This window comes from Vagococcus sp. QWL-13, assembly GCF_058683555.1.
In genome coordinates this window covers 1699089-1717859 of sequence record NZ_CM178746.1, presented here as the reverse complement: position 1 = coordinate 1717859, position 18771 = coordinate 1699089, and the positions used below count along the sequence as shown (strand labels likewise).

General features: G+C 39.2%; 12 protein-coding genes, 1 tRNA gene and 1 pseudogene. 10 read left to right on the top strand and 4 right to left on the bottom strand.

The genetic code is table 11. The annotated features are described in order from the left end of the window. The first annotated feature begins 103 nt into the window (after positions 1-103). A pseudogene (gene erm / locus AC4PHI_RS07955) lies at positions 104-878 on the top strand (23S ribosomal RNA methyltransferase Erm). Positions 879-1445: 567 nt separating this feature from the next. Here erm and AC4PHI_RS07950 read toward each other — a convergent pair. From AC4PHI_RS07950 to AC4PHI_RS07940, 3 genes are all read right to left on the bottom strand, one after another. Then, positions 1446-1892 (bottom strand): universal stress protein, encoded by a 447-nt coding sequence (locus AC4PHI_RS07950; protein WP_492199384.1) that lies wholly within the window; start codon positions 1890-1892, stop codon positions 1446-1448. Positions 1893-2102: 210 nt separating this feature from the next. Continuing rightward, on the bottom strand, positions 2103-2324 hold the full coding sequence (locus AC4PHI_RS07945) for a hypothetical protein (protein WP_492199383.1): 222 nt from the start codon (positions 2322-2324) through the stop codon (positions 2103-2105). A gap of 575 nt (positions 2325-2899) precedes the next feature. Then, a tRNA-Sec gene (locus AC4PHI_RS07940) sits at positions 2900-2996 on the bottom strand. 171 nt (positions 2997-3167) lie between these two features. Between AC4PHI_RS07940 and selB the strand changes: the two genes are divergently transcribed. Both selB and selA read left to right on the top strand, forming a co-directional pair. Beyond that, positions 3168-5096 (top strand): selenocysteine-specific translation elongation factor, encoded by a 1929-nt coding sequence (selB, locus tag AC4PHI_RS07935; RefSeq protein WP_492199382.1) that lies wholly within the window; start codon positions 3168-3170, stop codon positions 5094-5096. Further along, on the top strand, positions 5089-6471 hold the full coding sequence (selA, locus tag AC4PHI_RS07930; protein ID WP_492199381.1) for an L-seryl-tRNA(Sec) selenium transferase: 1383 nt from the start codon (positions 5089-5091) through the stop codon (positions 6469-6471). Before selB ends, selA begins: the two co-directional genes overlap by 8 nt. A gap of 99 nt (positions 6472-6570) precedes the next feature. Here selA and AC4PHI_RS07925 read toward each other — a convergent pair whose 3' ends face one another. Next, positions 6571-7479, bottom strand: a complete 909-nt coding sequence (locus tag AC4PHI_RS07925) for an acetamidase/formamidase family protein (RefSeq protein ID WP_492199380.1) — start codon at positions 7477-7479, stop codon at positions 6571-6573. Positions 7480-7986: 507 nt separating this feature from the next. Here AC4PHI_RS07925 and AC4PHI_RS07920 point away from each other — a divergent pair. The 7 genes from AC4PHI_RS07920 to AC4PHI_RS07890 all read left to right on the top strand — a co-directional run bounded on the left by AC4PHI_RS07920 (position 7987) and on the right by AC4PHI_RS07890 (position 18575). Next, entirely contained in the window at positions 7987-8400 is a 414-nt protein-coding gene (locus AC4PHI_RS07920) for a GNAT family N-acetyltransferase (RefSeq protein ID WP_492199379.1), read from the top strand. A 357-nt stretch (positions 8401-8757) separates the two neighbouring features. Further along, positions 8758-10848: a DNA topoisomerase IV subunit B gene (gene parE / locus AC4PHI_RS07915; RefSeq protein ID WP_492199378.1), complete on the top strand. Its 2091-nt coding sequence runs from the start codon at positions 8758-8760 to the stop codon at positions 10846-10848. Between the two features lie 21 nt (positions 10849-10869). After that, positions 10870-13341 carry a DNA topoisomerase IV subunit A gene (parC, locus tag AC4PHI_RS07910; protein ID WP_492199377.1) on the top strand — a complete coding sequence of 824 codons (2472 nt, stop codon included), beginning with the start codon at positions 10870-10872 and terminating at the stop codon, positions 13339-13341. Positions 13342-13591: 250 nt separating this feature from the next. After that, on the top strand, positions 13592-15883 hold the full coding sequence (gene xdhA, locus AC4PHI_RS07905; protein ID WP_492199376.1) for a xanthine dehydrogenase subunit XdhA: 2292 nt from the start codon (positions 13592-13594) through the stop codon (positions 15881-15883). A gap of 15 nt (positions 15884-15898) precedes the next feature. Next, positions 15899-16777 carry a xanthine dehydrogenase subunit XdhB gene (gene xdhB, locus AC4PHI_RS07900; protein ID WP_492199375.1) on the top strand — a complete coding sequence of 293 codons (879 nt, stop codon included), beginning with the start codon at positions 15899-15901 and terminating at the stop codon, positions 16775-16777. After that, positions 16770-17243 carry a xanthine dehydrogenase subunit XdhC gene (xdhC, locus tag AC4PHI_RS07895; RefSeq protein WP_492199374.1) on the top strand — a complete coding sequence of 158 codons (474 nt, stop codon included), beginning with the start codon at positions 16770-16772 and terminating at the stop codon, positions 17241-17243. The genes xdhB and xdhC overlap by 8 nt, the downstream gene beginning before the upstream one ends. Positions 17244-17255: 12 nt before the next feature. Beyond that, positions 17256-18575, top strand: a complete 1320-nt coding sequence (locus AC4PHI_RS07890; RefSeq protein ID WP_492199373.1) for a solute carrier family 23 protein — start codon at positions 17256-17258, stop codon at positions 18573-18575. Positions 18576-18771 lie beyond the last annotated feature (196 nt).

Below are 18771 nucleotides of genomic sequence, written 5' to 3'. Positions count from 1 at the left end.
ATTGATCATTTCATTCTAAATCTAATAGATAAATAAAATTACAAATAATTATTCATTCAGCTTCTTATTTGTTTATCGATGTAATCACCTTAGGAGTGGTTACATGGAGAGAAATATCAAATACTCACAAAATTTTTTAACAAGTGACAAGATACTCAACCAAATCATAAAAAAAATTGCACTAAAAAAGTCAGACGTAATCTATGAAATTGGAACTGGGAAGGGACATTTGACGTCAAAGCTAGCTGAACATTGCAAAAGCGTTCACTCTGTGGAATTAGATAATACATTGTTTAATTTCTCTTCAAAAAAGTTGCAAGACAGTAAAAATATTAGAGTAGTCAATCAGAATATTCTTGAGTTTAAATTTCCTGACACAACGGATTATAAAATAGTTGGCAATATTCCATATAATTTGAGCACTAAAATCGTTAAAAAAAACGGTATTTGAAAGTAAAGCCTCGGAGATATTTTTGGTGGTGGAAGAGGGGTTCTACAAACGTATGCTGGATATTCATCGTACATTAGGCTTGCTTCTGCATACTCAAGTCTCTATTCAGTTATTACTGAAAATCCCCTCTAAATATTTTCACCCGAAGCCCAGGGTGAACAGTGTGTTGGTAAAATTAAACAGGCATAAGGCTGATATAAAGGCTGAAGATTGGACTCAATATCTGTACTTTGTGTCAAAGTGGGTCAATCAGGAATATAGAACTTTATTTACTAAAAATCAGTTTCATCAAGCGATTAAATATGCCCAAATAAAGGATTTAACGATTGTCAATTATGAACAAGTGTTATCTGTTTATCGTAGCTACTTGCTTTTTAATCGAAAAAACAGCAAAAAAACATATAAACGCAGCATACTTAAAAGTTGAATTTTTATCGGAGTGGAGAAATCTGCTCCTTTTTTATTTATATTTTTCATACGTGTATGTTTGAATTTACCCCAAGTAAAAAAAGTGCCAACCTGAGCAAGTTGCTCAAGTTGACACTTGATTTCGTTTATTAATCTAGCTTCTACTAATCTTAATTAGCGAAACGTTGTTTAAAATATCTATACAGTAGGAGGAAATGTAAATAAATATTAGTCAAAGCAGCCGCAAATGCGGACACTAGATAAAAGAGGCCGCCCCAATCGTTTACATATTCCCATACTAGATAGACTGTTAAAAGTGGCAGCACCCACAAGGCTATCGATAACAAAATGCTATTAGTGACAAACTTTTTTAAAATTTTGTAGGTCCAATAACTAGCAAATATTCCTATGCCAAAAAATAAAATAATTGTCATAACACTGCCTCCCTTGTTTACTGTCATCAGAGAGGATATAACTTGTCCAGCTTGATTATAGGTCACATTATTGAACGGAAAATCAATAGGCACAAGTAATCATTTCCTAGAGACTCCAACTGCTAAAGTATCAAAACGAATATTCATAGAAATCATTTTATCATTAGAACGTTACAAGTAGCGCGACTCATGACGTAGGAAGTAGTGGAGCCTATCAACACTTTTTGAACACCATGTCTGCCCGTTGCTCCCATCACAATCAGATCGACATTATTATTTTTAGCAAAATCAACAATACAGTTTTTGGGTGTGTCTCTCATGACAATGACATCTATGGCGTTTTTTCGAGTATAGTCTGACTGAAGAATCGTACTTTCTAATTCTTTTTGAACTTTTTCCTCAATTTCTTTCTGACCTTCAATAAAATCTCGCAAGATGAATGCATCAGGAATCAAATAATCAGTGACAGGAATTAAGACTTGGAGAAGTGTGATGTGACTGCCGTATTTATCGGCCAGGGACTTTGCGTATTCGAATGCTCTCTTAGACGGTTCAGAATCATCAAATGCAACAAGAATATTCTTAAACTCTACATTCATTTTAAACGCCTCCTTAACTATATTTTATCACACAGGCATATCTATACATAGCAATAGCATGTTCTGAATGATTTCTTCTAACTTCATGGATAAAAAGAACGTCTTTCTGATAAATGAGAATTTTTTTGCAGCTTTAAAAATCCTTTCTCTTATTGATTGCTCTTACTTATTTGTGTTATCTGGATGATTTTTAAAATATACCGGAGAAGTTTATTCAATCACTTTTTTGACATAGTATTTTCGGGTGTTTTCTGAAGGTTGCTCGCTGTCCGATACATCGAATAATACCAGCTCGCCATTTTCAGAGTCTTCGACGATGATGAGTTTCCCTTTTCTTTTGTCATATTCCACTTGAGCTGTTCTCATGAGTTCTTTTGTGTCTTTTTTTGAAGCGAGGGCATTCCCTAAATTGAAAAAGATAGTTTCTTCCATTTTCGTCACTCCTAAAAGTTTTTGTTAACTAAAGTATATATAAGAAAACCTGGTAAGTAAACGAATACCCTACGAAAAGGGCCGTTAGAACTTTGATTTTTTATCAAAATTCCCAGTCGAATTATTTTTTAACCAAGGTTATTCAGATGCATAGAAAACGCTTGCAAAATATTCTTAAATATGGTATAAAGTAAGTGTAAGGGATGAGATAAATTCCCGGTAATGCTGAGAGCAGTTTGCAGCAGAATAGTGAACCGGCTGACGAGTAAGTCAGTCATGGAAAGGATCGTGGGGATTTGAAAAATTCCTTACCATTGGAAAAGGTCTAGCAGATGTTTAGAATGAAAGATTGAGAATCATCAGAACCTCAAATCAATTCAACTAAACAGAAAAAATCTGCTAGACTATTTTTTTTGGACTTTTTTATGTCAGCATGACGGAAAATTTTAAATTTTATCAAATAAATCACCCCTTTCAGCATGTGCTGGAGGGGATGATAAAACAAAAAAACCATTCAAGGAATGGTTAAAATAAATTCTTTATGGTTTGATGATAAATTAAAAAATTAGATTATTTGGCGGGAATGTGTGGGAATCGAACCCACCTAAGAAGCTCTTAACTCCTCATACTGGTTTTGAAGACCAGAGGGAACACCAGAACCCATCCACTCCCGAAAATAGTATAGCACAGAAAAAAGTAGCGGTCTATCAAATCAAGAAAAGCTATGGCGTTTAAAGTGAGTAAAAAGTGCGGGGGACAAGGGCCTTGTGTTATGATTATGAATAGAAAAGAGATTCTCTAAGTGGAATATAGTTAAGTAAGCGGGATAAAGAGGGGATTTAAATGGAGCATATCATCATCGGGACTGCCGGACACGTCGATCATGGAAAATCCACGTTAATTAAAAGATTGACTGGCATTGAAACAGATACAACGAAAGAAGAAAAACAACGCGGGTTGTCTATCAACTTAGGCTTTGCGTATTTTGACCTGCCAAGTGGCAACCGGGCAGGAATCATTGATGTACCGGGTCATGAACGTTTTATTAAAAATATGATGGCCGGTTTGTCAGGCATCAATTTGGTTTTGCTGGTTATTGACAGTACCGAGGGAGTCATGCCGCAGACCAAAGAACACGCGGATATCCTGCAGCTGATGGGCATTGAAAATTATATCATCGTGATGACTAAAATTTCTTTAGTCGATGACGAGTTGATGGAGCTGGTTGAAGAAGACATCCGGGATCAATTTGCTGGAACGCCGTTACAAGAGGCACCGCTAGTCAAAGTCGATGCAATAGATGATGTGGGGATAGCAGAATTGATTGACTTAATTGATAAACAAAGCAAAGAGATAGGAAATGGGAAAACTGCTGTGAACATGCCGAGAATGCATGTGGATCGGGTGTTTACCGTAAAAGGTTTTGGTACTGTTGTAACAGGGACTTTGATGGATGGGCAGTTAAGCACGGGAGATGAAATGATGGTGTATCCTTCAGGCAAAAGGACAAAAATCCGCAACATTCAAGTTCACGAACAAAATGTCTCCCATGTTTCTCCTCATACGCGGACGGCTCTAAATTTGTCTAATGTGAAAGTGAGTGACATAAAGCGTGGCGATACCTTAGCTTTTCCAGAGGCATTGAAAAAAACTTGGATGCTTGATGTTAAAGTTTTGCTGCTGGAGAATTTTTCTTTGTCACTATGGGATCGAGTCAGGCTTCATATAGGGACAAGAGAAATCATGTGCCGGGTTGTACCTATTGGAGTTGAGGAAGTTCCGGCAGGAGCAGAAGCCTATCTCCAGTTAAGGCTTGAAGAAGAAGTTGTTGCGAAAAAAGGCGACCGTTTTATCTTGCGCTCCTATTCTCCAATGACGACTATCGGCGGAGGGAGAGTGTTAGATGAACTTCCTGATAAACATAAACGTTTTAGTGAAGAAGTTATTGAAAAGTTAAAAATGAAAGAAAAAAATTCATTGGAAAATCTAATCAGCGATTATATGCTGAGTCATACTGCTGTATTTATGACCAGTGGAGAGATATCTTCGTATTTTGGTGCAAGTCAAGAGGAAATCGAGCATGTATTAGAAAAAATGGTCCAATCTCATCTGATTTATCAATTTGGCAGTAGATATCTTCATGCCGACTATTACGAAAACTTTCAAGATCTAGTGGTTCTTCAACTAAATAATTATCATAAAAAATTCCGTTTGAAAGAAGGAATGACTAAAGAGGAACTTAGAACGAAAATCAATTTGGAAATGAAGCAAAAAGATTTTGATACCTTGTTAACAAAAATGGCTCAGGATGAAATAATCAAAATGGCTCCCATGGTTTATTTGTCAGGTTTTAAAATTGTCTACAATGCCTATCAGCAAAAAGACAGAAAAGAGATTGAACAGAAATTGCTGAATGCAGGTTTTCAGGCAATGAGACAAGATGAAGTGACAGAGAGGGATAAACAAAAAAAAGAAGTGTTGGAATCTTTGATTGGAAAAACAGTCGTCCAACTAGATGCTGAAAATGTCCTTCATATTGATTACTTTAATCAGGCGGTGGACTTGGTTAAAGAACATATCCATACCCACGGTAAATTGACATTGGCCGAGTTCAGAGATTTGATCAACGCCAGCAGAAAATATGCTGTGTTGATATTGGATTATCTTGATAAGCTGCATATCACCGAAAGAGTTGATGATTACCGGATCTTGACAGCGGGGAATCATTCAGATGTGAATAACCAATCAAAAAAGGGGGAGAGAGATGACTAAAAAAATTTCCGTGCCGTCCATCACCGAAATGCTTCAAACCCGGACAGGAAAAGAACTGCTTGCCGATTATCCTAGAGAATTTGTCGTGGACTGTTTTAGAAGAGTGGCTGCTGACAGCCGAAAACAGCAGTTAGAAAATGATGTGGAGGCCCAAACACTGGACGGTTTGTTGTTAGAAGCTAAGCAATTGATTGCTAAAGAGTCTCAGCCTACACTTAAAAGAGTAGTCAATGCCACAGGAACAGTTTTGCATACTAATTTAGGACGTTCCAAACTGGCACGTGACTTGAAAGAACAATTATTGAATGTTGCTTTTCATTTCACAAATGTAGAGTATGATTTGGAAACAGGCCAACGAGGGTCGCGATATGAACATCTGGAAAAATTGTTAGTGACGTTGACCGGTGCAGAAGCTGCGCTGGTAGTGAATAATAATGCTGCAGCAGTGTTGTTGAGTCTGTCTGCCCTTGCTTCGGGACAAGAAGTCATTGTTTCGAGGGGAGAACTGGTTGAAATCGGCGGTTCTTTCAGGATTCCCGAAATCATGACATTGAGCGGTTGTAAGCTTAGAGAAGTAGGAACGACTAACAAAACTTATGGAACGGACTACGAAAGAGCCATTGATGAGGAGCAGACCGGACTGCTGATGAAAGTCCATCGTAGTAATTTTACTATCAGCGGATTTTCTGAAAGTGTTTCTTTAAAAGAGCTGAAAGCTATTGCCGATTCAGCAGGACTTCCTTTGATTTATGATATGGGCAGCGGTACATTGATAGAGCTGGAAAAATACGGTTTAAGAAAAGAAGAAACAGTCAGCAGTGCGCTCAATGCGGGCGCGGATATCGTGACATTTAGCGGAGATAAGTTGTTAGGGGGACCGCAAGCAGGGATCATTGTCGGGAAAAAAGAATATATCGACCAAATGAAACGCCATCAGCTGACGCGTGCTTTACGGATCGACAAGTTGACGATAGCAATGTTGGAAGGCACTCTGCGTCAATATCTCGATGAAGAAAAAGCGGTTCAGGCGATTCCCTCATTGCGTATGTTGACGGTATCAGAAGATATCCTAAAAGAGAGAGCAAAAAAATTGTCTGACAGTTTATCTGATTTAGATGAAATAGATGTGAGAGTCACAAAAGGAGAATCTCAAGTCGGAGGGGGGTCTATGCCTGAACAGGAATTGCCTACCTGGATAGTGTCGGTCAAACCAAAAGAAATAAGCGTGACAGCATTCGCTTTTCGCTTGCGGCAAGGTGAAGCACCGGTGATAGGGAGAATTCATTCTGACAATTATTTGTTAGATGTTCGTACGATTGATGATGAGGAAATAGGATTGATTTTTGAAAAGGTGAAAGAGAGTTTGACTTTCTAAGATTTGGGTGTCAACATCTGTAAACGCAACTCACAAGACACCTCCCAAGGTGCAGCAACATTGGCTGTGTTTTGGGAGGTGTGTTTTTTGCAGGGCTTATTATCTTTTTTCCAGCAGTTCTTCCATAGTTAAAATATATTTCGGTATTTCAGCACGGATTGTTTTCATCGGGTTGACCACTTGAGAGATTCTCAGATCCATCGCCTGACTTGCCATAACGTAAGCTTGCGGCCAAGAAACGCTCAGTGTGTCGCGTATATAGGCGACCGCATCACTGGAAGCGGCTTTCATGGCATCTTCTAAAGTCTCTCCTGATCCAATAACGCTGATGGTATCATTCGTTTCCAAGATAGGCCAATCCAACAAACGTTTCTCTTTCAAGACTGATACCCGCAAGTGGACATTGCTTGGGATTTCCAGCCCTGTAAAACATAATTCTCCGTCACCCATTGCCGCGTGACAATCTCCGAGAGCTAGCATAGCACCAGCTTGATTAACGTTAAAATAAAGTGTAGAACCGATGCCTATCACTTTGGAATCCATATTTCCACCGTGTTTCCAAGGAGTGTGTGTCCCCCAAACGCCATCTTCTTTTGCTGGGGCCACACCAATAACACCAATCATCGGATTGACGGGGATTTCTTTCCCTAAATAATGTGCTTTGCCGTCTTTGATCTCAATAATTTGTACGATAGGTGTGTTCGATTCCTCTCCCAATCCTCCTTCACCGGGAACTGCGGCTGCCACACTATGGTCAGGCAGTGTGATATCAAGTATATCTACTTTTAAAACATCCCCCGGTTCGGCATTTTCGACGTAAATCGGTCCTGTTGCCGGATTGACGATATCCATATCAATCTCCATCAACAATTGTTCTTCACTGACGATTTGCTGATGGAAGCAGTCATTGGTTTCAACAACAAAAGAATCCCCAGAAGCAACACGATAGCGCTCGTTCATTCCATGTTCAAAGTTATAAATCACATGATCTCTAGAAAATTTTTCCATGAAATCTATCCTTTCATAATTTTTATTTGTTTCTATCCATTGTCTAAATTGTAACACAGATATCAGTTTATTTTTGTTAATCTTGTGGGAGAAAATTTGTACTTTATGTTAAATAAAACGCTTGCAATAAAACGCTGAATATGGTATAAATAATGTGTAAGGGGCGTATGAATTCCCAGTAGGAAAGTAGAAGAAGATAGCATCTACGTGTGAAGAGAATTTGTATGAGCTTTAAAGAAACTGTAAAAGGAAGTGGGAATTTGAGTACTCCTTACCAATTGAATATGGTCTAGCAAGTGTTTAATATAAAGGATCAGGTTTTTGATACATGGAACTTGGTTCGGATGTGTTTAAGGTAGAAAAATTCCACTTGCTAGACTATTTTTTTGTCTAAAAATCATCCATAGTTTATCATAGTGAAAGAGAAGACAAGTCAACCGGTATAAAGTGTCCTTGTCTTTTCATCAGGAAAATTCCATAAATGATTGAAACAAAGGGTGTGGCAGAATGATTCAGTATAAAAGAACCAAAGAAATTTCAGATAATGATTTAAGATTACTATATACTTCTGTTGGCTGGCTTTCATATACAGAACAAATTGCGGATTTATCATTACTGATAGCAAACAGTCAAACGGTTATCTCAGCTTGGAATGAAGACCAACTGGTAGGATTGCTTCGCACAGTAGGAGACGGTCTCTCGATTCAATATATCCAAGATATATTGATTATGCCGGAATATCAAAAGCAAGGCATCGGCACATTGCTTATTAAACAAATATTAGATGAATCGAAACATATTCGTCAACTGGTGCTGATGACTGACGGATCGAAGGAAAATCAAAAAATTATCAGTTGGTATAAAAAGATGGGATTAAGTGTTTTTGAGGATATAGGATTGACCGGTCTTTATCGGAAATGAGAGTTAAAGAAATGGGTGCGCTGCGGCGGGTATGTTCAATCGAAGCAAATGAGACCATTTTCTGTAATTTATCATAAAATCAAAGTTGAAGCCTGAGGGATTTTTTCCAAAAGGCTTTTTATTTTTGAGTTCATGGGAGGTGCATACTCATCGACAATCAGAAGTTTTCCTCAAGTTGAAAAAAATTATTTTAAATTTGCACCATTATGACGTATGATAAGAAAGGGCTTGTTTGTTAAAATAAGAAAAGACTTAATTGTTTTTTCATTTTAAAAACTTAATGTTATAATAGAAAGGCTGTATTGCTGAGAATATTGGCTTTGTAATGATGCAGAGCAATAAGGAGTTTGACAGAGCATGGTTAAAAAAGTACAAAATGACTACAATGATTCGTCCATTCAAGTACTGGAAGGTCTTGATGCTGTAAGAAAAAGACCGGGAATGTATATTGGATCCAATGATGCCAAAGGTTTGCATCATTTGGTTTTTGAAATTGTTGATAATTCCGTGGACGAAGCTTTGGCAGGTTACGGGAACGAAATAAAAGTCACCCTTTTCAAGGATGGAAGTATTGGCGTGGAAGACTTCGGCCGGGGCGTGCCTATCGGAATGCATGAATCTGGTGTGCCTACTGTTCAAGTGATTTTCACCGTACTTCATGCCGGGGGAAAATTTGGACAAGGGGGAGGCTACCGCAGTTCCGGGGGACTTCACGGTGTGGGAGCCAGTGTGGTCAACGCGCTTTCTGAATGGTTAATCGTGCGTGTTGTTCGCGACGGAGTGGAGTATGAACAAAAATTCCGCAACGGGGGCAGACCTGACAAAAAATTTAAAAAACTAGGAAAAACTTCCAAGAAGAAAAATGGTACTTTTATCCAATTTATGCCGGATAAATCAATTTTTACCACGACGGAATTTTCTTTTCAAACATTGACTGAACGTTTACGGGAATCGGCTTTCTTGCTTAAAAACTTGAAAATCATTGTAAGAGACGAACGTCCAGAAGAACCGGCGGAAGAAATTTTCCACTATGAGCAAGGAATTAAAGAATTTATTGATTATTTGAATGAAGAAAAAGATGATTTGACCCCTGTGGTTTATTTTTCGGGAGAAAAAGATGAAATAGAAACAGAATTCGCCTTTCAGTATAATGACGGGTATTCGGAAAATGTGCTTTCTTTTGTAAACAATGTTAGGACCAAAGATGGCGGCACCCACGAAACAGGGATGCGGACAGCATTGACTAAATGTTTTAATGACTATGCCCGCAAAGTCGGCTTGTTGAAAGACAAAGATAAAAATTTGGATGGCAGCGATATACGAGAAGGGCTGACTGCCATTGTTTCAGTCAGAATTCCTGAAAATCTGCTCCAGTTTGAAAGTCAGACAAAAGTAAAACTGGTCACTGTTCCTGCTAGAACAGTAGTAGAAACGATAATTTCTGAACAGCTCGGTTTCTATCTGCAGGAAAACAATGAGATGAGCCAAATGCTGGTACGAAAATCATTAAAGGCACGTGAAGCGCGTGAAGCTGCTCGAAAAGCCCGTGAAGACAGTCGTAACGGGAAAAAAAGACGGAAGAAAGACTCTTTGCTGTCGGGCAAATTGACACCAGCCCAGTCTAGAAACCCTAAGAAAAATGAATTGTATCTCGTGGAGGGGGATTCTGCTGGCGGTTCAGCTAAACAAGGACGAGACCGGAAGTTTCAGGCGATTTTGCCATTGCGGGGGAAAGTTCTGAATACGGAAAAAGCTAAGCTTGAAGATATTTTAAAAAATGAAGAAATAAATACAATGATTTATACAATCGGTGCCGGCTATGGTTCTGATTTCACCCTTGAAGATTGCAATTACGATAAAGTCATTATCATGACAGATGCGGACACAGACGGTGCCCATATCCAAACGCTTTTGTTGACTTTCTTTTATCGCTTTATGACGCCACTTGTCGAAGCGGGCAAGGTGTATCTTGCCATGCCGCCGTTGTATAAAGTATCAAAAGGTGCCGGAAAAAAAGCAACCGTTGAATATGCCTGGACGGATGAAGAGTTGACTGATGTCACTAAAAAAATGGGTCGCGGCTATATGCTCCAACGGTATAAAGGACTTGGGGAAATGAATGCCGATCAGCTGTGGGAAACAACCATGAATCCAGACAGCAGGACATTGATCCGTGTTACGCTTTCGGAAGAAGACGGGGAATCCGGCAGTAATGAAAAAATCGTTTCTACTCTGATGGGCAACAAAGTGGATAAACGCCGCCGTTGGATTGAAAATAATGTGGCGTTCACTCTTGAAGAAGAAGGAAGTATTTTAGATACTAAGCATCATGAACCTGGTCAGACAACTGGCGAAGAGTCAAATGAAGTGACGGGTGTTCCAGACCCTGAACAGGATAAAAAACTTCATGATGATTTTGAAGAAATAGATTTATTTGCAGATTTTTAGAGAATGAAGGAAGTGGAAAGAATGCAGCAACGAAATGATATTCAAGAGATGGCACTGAAAGATGTCATGGGAGATCGTTTTGGCCGTTATTCAAAATATATTATTCAGGAACGGGCTTTACCGGATATCCGTGATGGACTGAAACCAGTTCAAAGACGGATTCTATTTGCCATGGACGAGGATGGAAATACCCACGATAAAGCTTTTAGAAAGTCTGCGAAAAGTGTGGGAAATATCATGGGGAACTATCATCCCCACGGCGACAGCAGTATTTATGAAGCTATGGTGCGAATGAGCCAAGATTGGAAATTGCGGGATGTTTTAATCGAGATGCACGGGAATAACGGGAGTATGGACGGCGATCCCGCAGCAGCCATGCGTTACACGGAAGCACGCTTATCTGAATTAAGCGGCGAGTTGCTGGCAGATATCGAAAAAGAAACTGTAGACTTGGTTTGGAATTTTGATGATACTGAGAAAGAGCCCACCGTATTACCTGCCCGCTATCCTAATTTGCTGGTGAATGGTTCAACCGGGATTTCTGCGGGATATGCTACTGAAATCCCTACCCATAATTTGGGAGAAGTTATTGACGGAACGATATACCTGATTGATCATCCTAATGCTAAATTGAAAAAAATCATGGAATTTATTCCGGGACCGGATTTTCCTACAGGTGCAATTCTACAAGGCAAAGATGAAATTAAGAATGCCTATACTGAAGGAAAGGGCCGCGTGGTGCTCCGTTCAAAAGTTGAGATTCAAAAAATAAAGGGCGGACGGGAACAAATCGTGGTTTCCGAACTTCCTTATGAAGTCAACAAAGCCAATCTGGTCAAAAAAATTGACGAAGTCCGTTTGATGAAAAAAATCGACGGTATTACGGAAGTCCGTGATGAAACAGACCGCACAGGGTTGCAGATTGTGGTGGAGTTGCGTAAAGATGCCAACGCCGAAGGGATTCTAAATTACCTTTATAAAAACACTGATCTGCAAGTTAATTATAATTTCAACATGGTAGCCATAGACGAGCAACGACCAAAACAAGTTGGGCTGATTCGGATTTTAGAAGCTTATATTGAGCACCGCAAAAGTGTGATTAAACGCCGCAGCCGGTTTGAACTGGCACGTTCTGAAAAACGTCAGCACATTGTCGAAGGTTTAATCAAAGCATTGTCCATCTTGGATCAGGTCATTCAAACAATTCGCAAAAGTAAAGATAAAAAAGATGCCAAACATAATCTTATTCAAGCCTTTGGTTTTTCAGAAGTACAGGCTGAAGCCATCGTTTCTTTGCAATTATATCGTTTGACTAACACAGACATCACTGCTCTGAAAAAAGAGGCGCAAGAATTAGCCGAAACTATTGCTTTTTTAAATTTGATTTTAAGTGATGAAAATGAATTGCTAAAATTGATGAAAAAAGAATTGAGAGAAGTGAAAAAGAAATATGCCACGCCTCGTAAAACTCATATCCAAGAGGAAATTGAAGAAATTGTTGTTGAAACAGAAGTTTTAGTGGCACAAGAAGATGTCGTTGTATCGGTGACTCGGGAAGGGTATATCAAGCGCAGCAGTCTGCGTTCTTACAGCGCCTCAGTCCCCGAGGAAATCGGCATGAAGGAAACGGATTATTTGATTTTTGCTGAAAAACTGCACACTCTGCAACATCTTTTGATTGTCACCAGTATGGGCAACATGATTTACCGGCCGGTCCACGAGTTAAGTGATATTCGTTGGAAAGATGTGGGAGAACATTTGTCCCAAATGATAACTAATTTTGAAAAAGATGAAAAAATTATCGGTGTCTATACTTATGATAAAATAGATGAAAACAAAGTATTTGTATTTATTTCAAAAGAAGGCATGATCAAACAAACTGAAATGACAGAGTTTGATGTCTGGCGAACTTACAAAAGCCGTGCCACATTGTGCATGAATCTGAAAGGTGCGGATGAAATCGTCAATGCTTATTTAGTTGATAAGAATGACGACTTGGATGTGTTTTTGGTCAGTCATCGGAACTTCGGTTTGCGTTACTCACTGGATGAGGTGAGTATCGTGGGAGCACGAGCGGCTGGTGTGATTTCAATGAATCTCAAAGCAGGGGATTATGTGGTTAACGGGATTTTAGTTTGGTCAGAGGGAGACACGCCGATTACCATAGTGACACAACGGGGTGCAGTGAAAAGAATGCTGGCACAGGAAATTTCTTCATTGAGCCGCGCCAAACGGGGCATATTAGTTCTTCGTGAATTGAAGAATAATCCTCACCGAGTGGTTTACATGACAGAATCCGAAGAGGATGATGAGATTCAGGTCATAACTGAAAAAGGGAAACTAAAAAGTTTTAGTTCCAAAGATTACCCAATCAGTGACCGAACGTCTAACGGCTCGTTCCTGACTGATGAGAAAGCTGATGGACTGGTGGTGACAGCTTCGCAAGTTGCACACACAGACATTACGAAAGAAGATACAAGCAACGAAGAATAAGAATCATAAAAACAGACAAGTCTATCTGCTGAGCCATGAGGCGGACAGAGGACTTGTCTGTTTAATTTTTTATCTAACAAAAAATTATTTTTTTTTAATAAAAAAAATATTTACTCTTTTTTTAATTGTGTTATAATACAATGAAAAATATTAAACAGTTGTTTGGGGTGGAGGAGATTTAAGGGAAAAAGAAAAAATACAGTTGTTTTTGTAAGCGTTTTATAAGTTGCCTAAATAAGGAGGAAAAGACATGCAGTGTAAAATTATTGGTGATTCCCATGAACGGTGGGATGCTCTTTCAAAAGTTTTGGGAAAAGCACGGTATACTCGGGATTATGAAATTTCGAATGCTCTTTATGGAAAAGTATTACGTTCTTCTATTGCTCATGGGGTAGTAACTGAATACGATGTCTCAGAAGCAGAGATGATTCCTGGAGTGATAAAAATTTTATTGCCAGAAGATGTTCCTCAAAATCTTTATAGTACAGCAGGCCATCCATGGAAGCTTAATCCTGAAGAAAGGGACCCTATAGACCGGACGATTTTGACTAGACGTGTTAGACAGTATGGGGACGAGATAGGAGCAGTTATTGCAGAAACGGAACTTGCGGCTAAGCAAGCAATCGAAAAAATCAAAGTGACTTATCAAGAGTATCCAGTGTATTTAACTCCGGAGGAAAGCATGGTGACCGGAGCTGTTGAGATACATGAAGGAATCGAAAATAACATCTTGGCTCACACTGTTCACGAGCATGGTGATATAGCCGCAGCTTTTGCGAAGGCGGATATGATTGTCGAAGGAGTCTATGAAACTCCTGTACAACTCCATGTTCATTTAGAGCAGCATTCGGCTTTTGCATATCAAGACGAAGACCAGCGCTGGGTATGTGTGTCATCAACTCAAGTTCCCCATTTGTGCCGACAGATTACAGCACAAGCTTTAGGCGTAAGGTTTTCTGATGTGAGAATTATTAAACCCCTGATAGGCGGAGGGTTCGGCAACAAACAAGATGTCAGTTTAGAACCGCTGACAATTGCGATGAGTATGGCAGTGGGAGGAAGACCTGTCCGTCTTGAATTTGATTGTGAGGAGACGATGGGCTTCACGAGAACACGGCATTCTTCGAAATACTATATGAAAATAGGTGTTACCAATGAGGGAAAAGTAACGGCAATCGATAGTCACGTTCTTTTTAATCAAGGTGCTTACGGTTCCCATGGACATGCTGTTTCGGCAAACGGGTCCGCATTCTTCAATATCAGCTATTATCCTGAAGCTATGAGATATGATGTGAAATCTGTCTATACAAATATCGGAACAGGGGGAGCCATGCGGGGCTATGGAATTCCTCAGGCCATGTTTGCTCTGGAATCAGTCATGGAAGATACAGCAAGAAAATTAGGAATGGATCCCATTGAATTCAGAATGAAAAATCAGTTTCCATCCGGTAAAGTAAACGAAATGTCAGGAGTTACTTTTACTCATAATAATATGGCCCAGGTGTTCAAAAAAGGGAAAGAAAAATTCCAGTGGGAAACTAGACAAAAAAATATCAAAGCGTTCAATGCTTCTAACAAAAAAATTCGTAAAGGTATTGGAGTTGCAAGTTTTACCTATTCAACAGGTGTCTGGCCTTTTGACTTGGAAGTAACAGGTGCACGATTGACTTTGATACAAGACGGTTGTTTTAAATTGATTGTGGGAGCAACTGAATTGGGGCAGGGATCGGACACAGTATTTAGACAGATGGCTGCTGAAACAATTGGAGTGAATTATGAGGATATACATATAGACTCCGTCACTGACACCGATTATGCTCCCTTTGATACGGCAGCTTTTGCTTCGCGTCAATCTTATATTACTGGAATGGCAGTAAAAGAGGCAGCGGAAAAAATGCGCGATGCTTTGATTGAAAGAGCAGCACAATTTTTAGATGTGGACAAAGCCATGCTCACTATTATTGACAGAGATATCATTCATCAGAAAACCGGGGAACTGCTCAGCACATTATCCGAGCTGGCAATGGTCATCTTTTATCACAAAGATTACGCTCAAGCGATCGTGACTGAATCCTCTCTTAACGTTAAAAATGCCTCATATGCCACAGGTGCAACATTCGCAGAAATACAGGTAGATACAGAAACAGGCGAAGTTTCCCTTTCAGAGATGCTTAATGTTCATGATTCAGGCGTTATTTTAAATCCTTTGCTTGCAGAAGGACAAGTTCATGGCGGTATGATTATGGGAGCTTTTATGGGGCTAAGTGAAGGGTTGCGTTATGACATAAAAGGCATGCCGTTAAATAATAATTTACTGGACTATAAAGTCCCGACTTTTCTAGATGTTCCTGATTTAGCGATTGATTTTATCGAGATCCCTGATCCGGTCGGCCCCTATGGTAACAAGTCTTTAGGAGAGAATCCCATTGTTTCACCGGCTGCTGCAGTTAGAAACGCATTGTTGAATGCAACAAATGTAGAAATCAACAAAATTCCATTGCATTCTCAACACGTGTTTGAAGAGCTGACTAAAAAAATGTGAAAGTGAGGATTTAATATGTTTGAAATTAAAAAATTCAGCGAACCCGCGAATATTGAAGAACTGATGAAGATTTTATCAGAAGATGAGCACGCCAAAATTATTGCTGGTGGCACGGATCTTTTGGTGGATTTGCGTAACCGCCGCCATTTGATCCCAGATTTGCACTTGGTGGGCATGCAGTCCATTGCCTCTTTGAAAGAAATACACATCGATGATGCAGGAACGATATTTATTGGTTCTATGAATACATTTACAGAAATTTCCGAGCATCCGCTGATAAAAAAATATCTTTCTTTACTTGCCTATGCAGTTTCTACAGTAGGAGGTCCCCAAACAAGGAACGTGGGTACTATTGGAGGGAATGTTTGTAACGGAGCAACTTCAGCTGATAGTGCACCGACACTTTTTGCATACAATGCACTATTAGAAATCAGAAGTCTGAACGGTACTAAAAGGCTGCCAATTCAAGAATTTTATCTTGGCCCGGGAAAGGTTGCTTTAGAAAAAGGAGACGTGTTGACCTCTATCATCATTTCAAAAGATAACTACATGGGGTTCATCGGTCATTATACAAAATTTGCTCAACGGAATGCCTTGGATATTGCCAATTTGAGTTGTGCTACATTATTTAAAGAAGCCAACGGAAATTTGACAAATATGCGAATAGCCTTTGGAGTGGCTGGTCCCACACCAATTAGAGCAATTCAGGCTGAAAAATATGCAGAAGGCAGAGAATTTTCGGAGGAGCTTTTGAAAATAATTGGCGAGCAGTGTGTTTTGGATTCAAAGGCGCGAGATTCTTGGCGTGCTTCAAAGCACTACCGAGAGCACTTGATTCAGCTATTACCTGGTCGAAATATTGAGTATGCAAGGAGGGTGAACCAGTATGCATAAATTGATTTCTTTTACTTTAAATGGTCGTCGTGTTGAAAAAGAAGTGGATATCCGAAAAAGCCTGCTGGAGATGCTGAGGGAGGATTTTCATCTGAAAGGAACTAAAGAAAGCTGCAGTGTTGGAGAATGTGGAGCTTGCAGTGTCAGTGTTAATGGTGTGACGCTGGATTCATGTATTTACCTAGCTGTTTGGGCACAAGGAAAAAACATCGTGACCATAGAAGGTATCGCATCTGAAGATGGAACACCTAATGATGTTCAACGTCATTATATTGAAGCGGGTGCTGTTCAATGCGGTTTTTGTACACCCGGTTTAATCGTGGCTTCTACTGATTTAGTAAACCATCGTGGAAATTTAACTAGAGATGAAATTAGAAGCGGTTTATCAGGGAATCTTTGTCGTTGTACCGGGTATCATAAGATTGTTGATGCAGTGGAAATGACAGTAAAGAGGAGACAAAAGTAGGAAAAGGGGAAAATGATGGAAAAAATTAACGAATTAGATTGTGTAAATGAAAAATTATCCATTGGGAAAAATTTTTCAGTAGCTTTTCAGCACATGTTGATTGCGATTCTGTCTGCTTTTGCTGGCCCTTTACTGATTGGAAGTCTGGCAGGTTTGCCTCCAGAGGCCACTCAGAGTCTGCTGAATGCTGTGCTTTTTACTACAGGTGTTACCAGTATTTTAACCAGTCTAAATATTATTCCAAAAGTGAGTACGAATATGCCCATGGTGATGGGAGCGGGATTTGCTACTCTGAATGTCGCAGTTCATGCTTTAACCACTTCCGCTGATTTTACTGAAGGATTTCAAAAAATTGCCGGTGCGACGATTGTTTCTGGGATTCTTTGTTTGTTGATTGCTCCTCTTTGGTCTAAATTATTGAGATTATTCCCTCCGATTGTGGTGGCAACCAATATTTTGGTCATCGGAATAGCACTAATGCCGAGCTCTTTTGGATGGATAGTAACCGAGGGAATTGCAAACACTCAGAATCTTTATCTTGCTTTATTCGTTTTAGCGGTAAACATTGTGCTGAGTAAGTTTCTTAAAGGATTTTTCAGTACGTTAGCTCCGCTTTTTACTATATTAATTGGAACGATCGTTTCCATATTTTTCGGGTTTGTTGATTTTACTCAGGTGGATGAGGCCCCTTGGATTGGGTTTGTTCAACCTTTCAAGTATGGTTTTCCCAAATTTGATGTCTCAACGATTATTGGTTTTTCAATAGTGACTATCTTGTTGATGGTAGAGATTTCTGGGTGTACTTTGGGTATTTACGGCATTTGCAAAAAACAAGTTGAAGAAGAAGATGTAAAAAAAATATTTTCAACTACTGGTATCGCTACTTTGCTATCCGGAAGTTTTAATTCTTTTATGCCCACTGCTTTCGTCCAAAATATTGGATTACTAGACGTTTCAGGAATTCATAGCAGATTTACTACGGCAACAGCAGGTATGATGCTGATAGTCGTAAGTTTTTTGCCGAAAACTGCAGCGTTTATCAATATCATCCCAAAACCGGTGTTGGGAGGTGTTGGTTTTGCCCTTTTCGGCGCTGTTGCTTCCAGTGGTATCAGCATGCTGAAAGAAGTGGATTTGGACAAAAATAATGGAAAACTATTGGTAGCAATCAGTATTGGTATGGCAATCTTGCCTTCTGTTTACCCTCAATTTTATTCAGAATTTCCAGAATTGATTCAAAATATTTTTGGCAGTGGAATAGTCGCCGGTTCACTGTCAGCTATCGTTCTTAACAGTGTTTTTAATATTTCTGATATCTTAAAGAGAAAATAAAATTAGTAATCTATAGATACCGAGAACATACTGCTTTTATGAGATGTTCTGCGGTATTTTTTATTTGGAATTTATTTTTTTCAATCTGATAAAGTTTAAAATTTAGAATATGAGAAACTATTATCCTCAATTTTAAAAGCACAGAGTAAATTAAAAACAAGAAAGTTATTGGGTTTTGTTTCTAATTGTATTATAA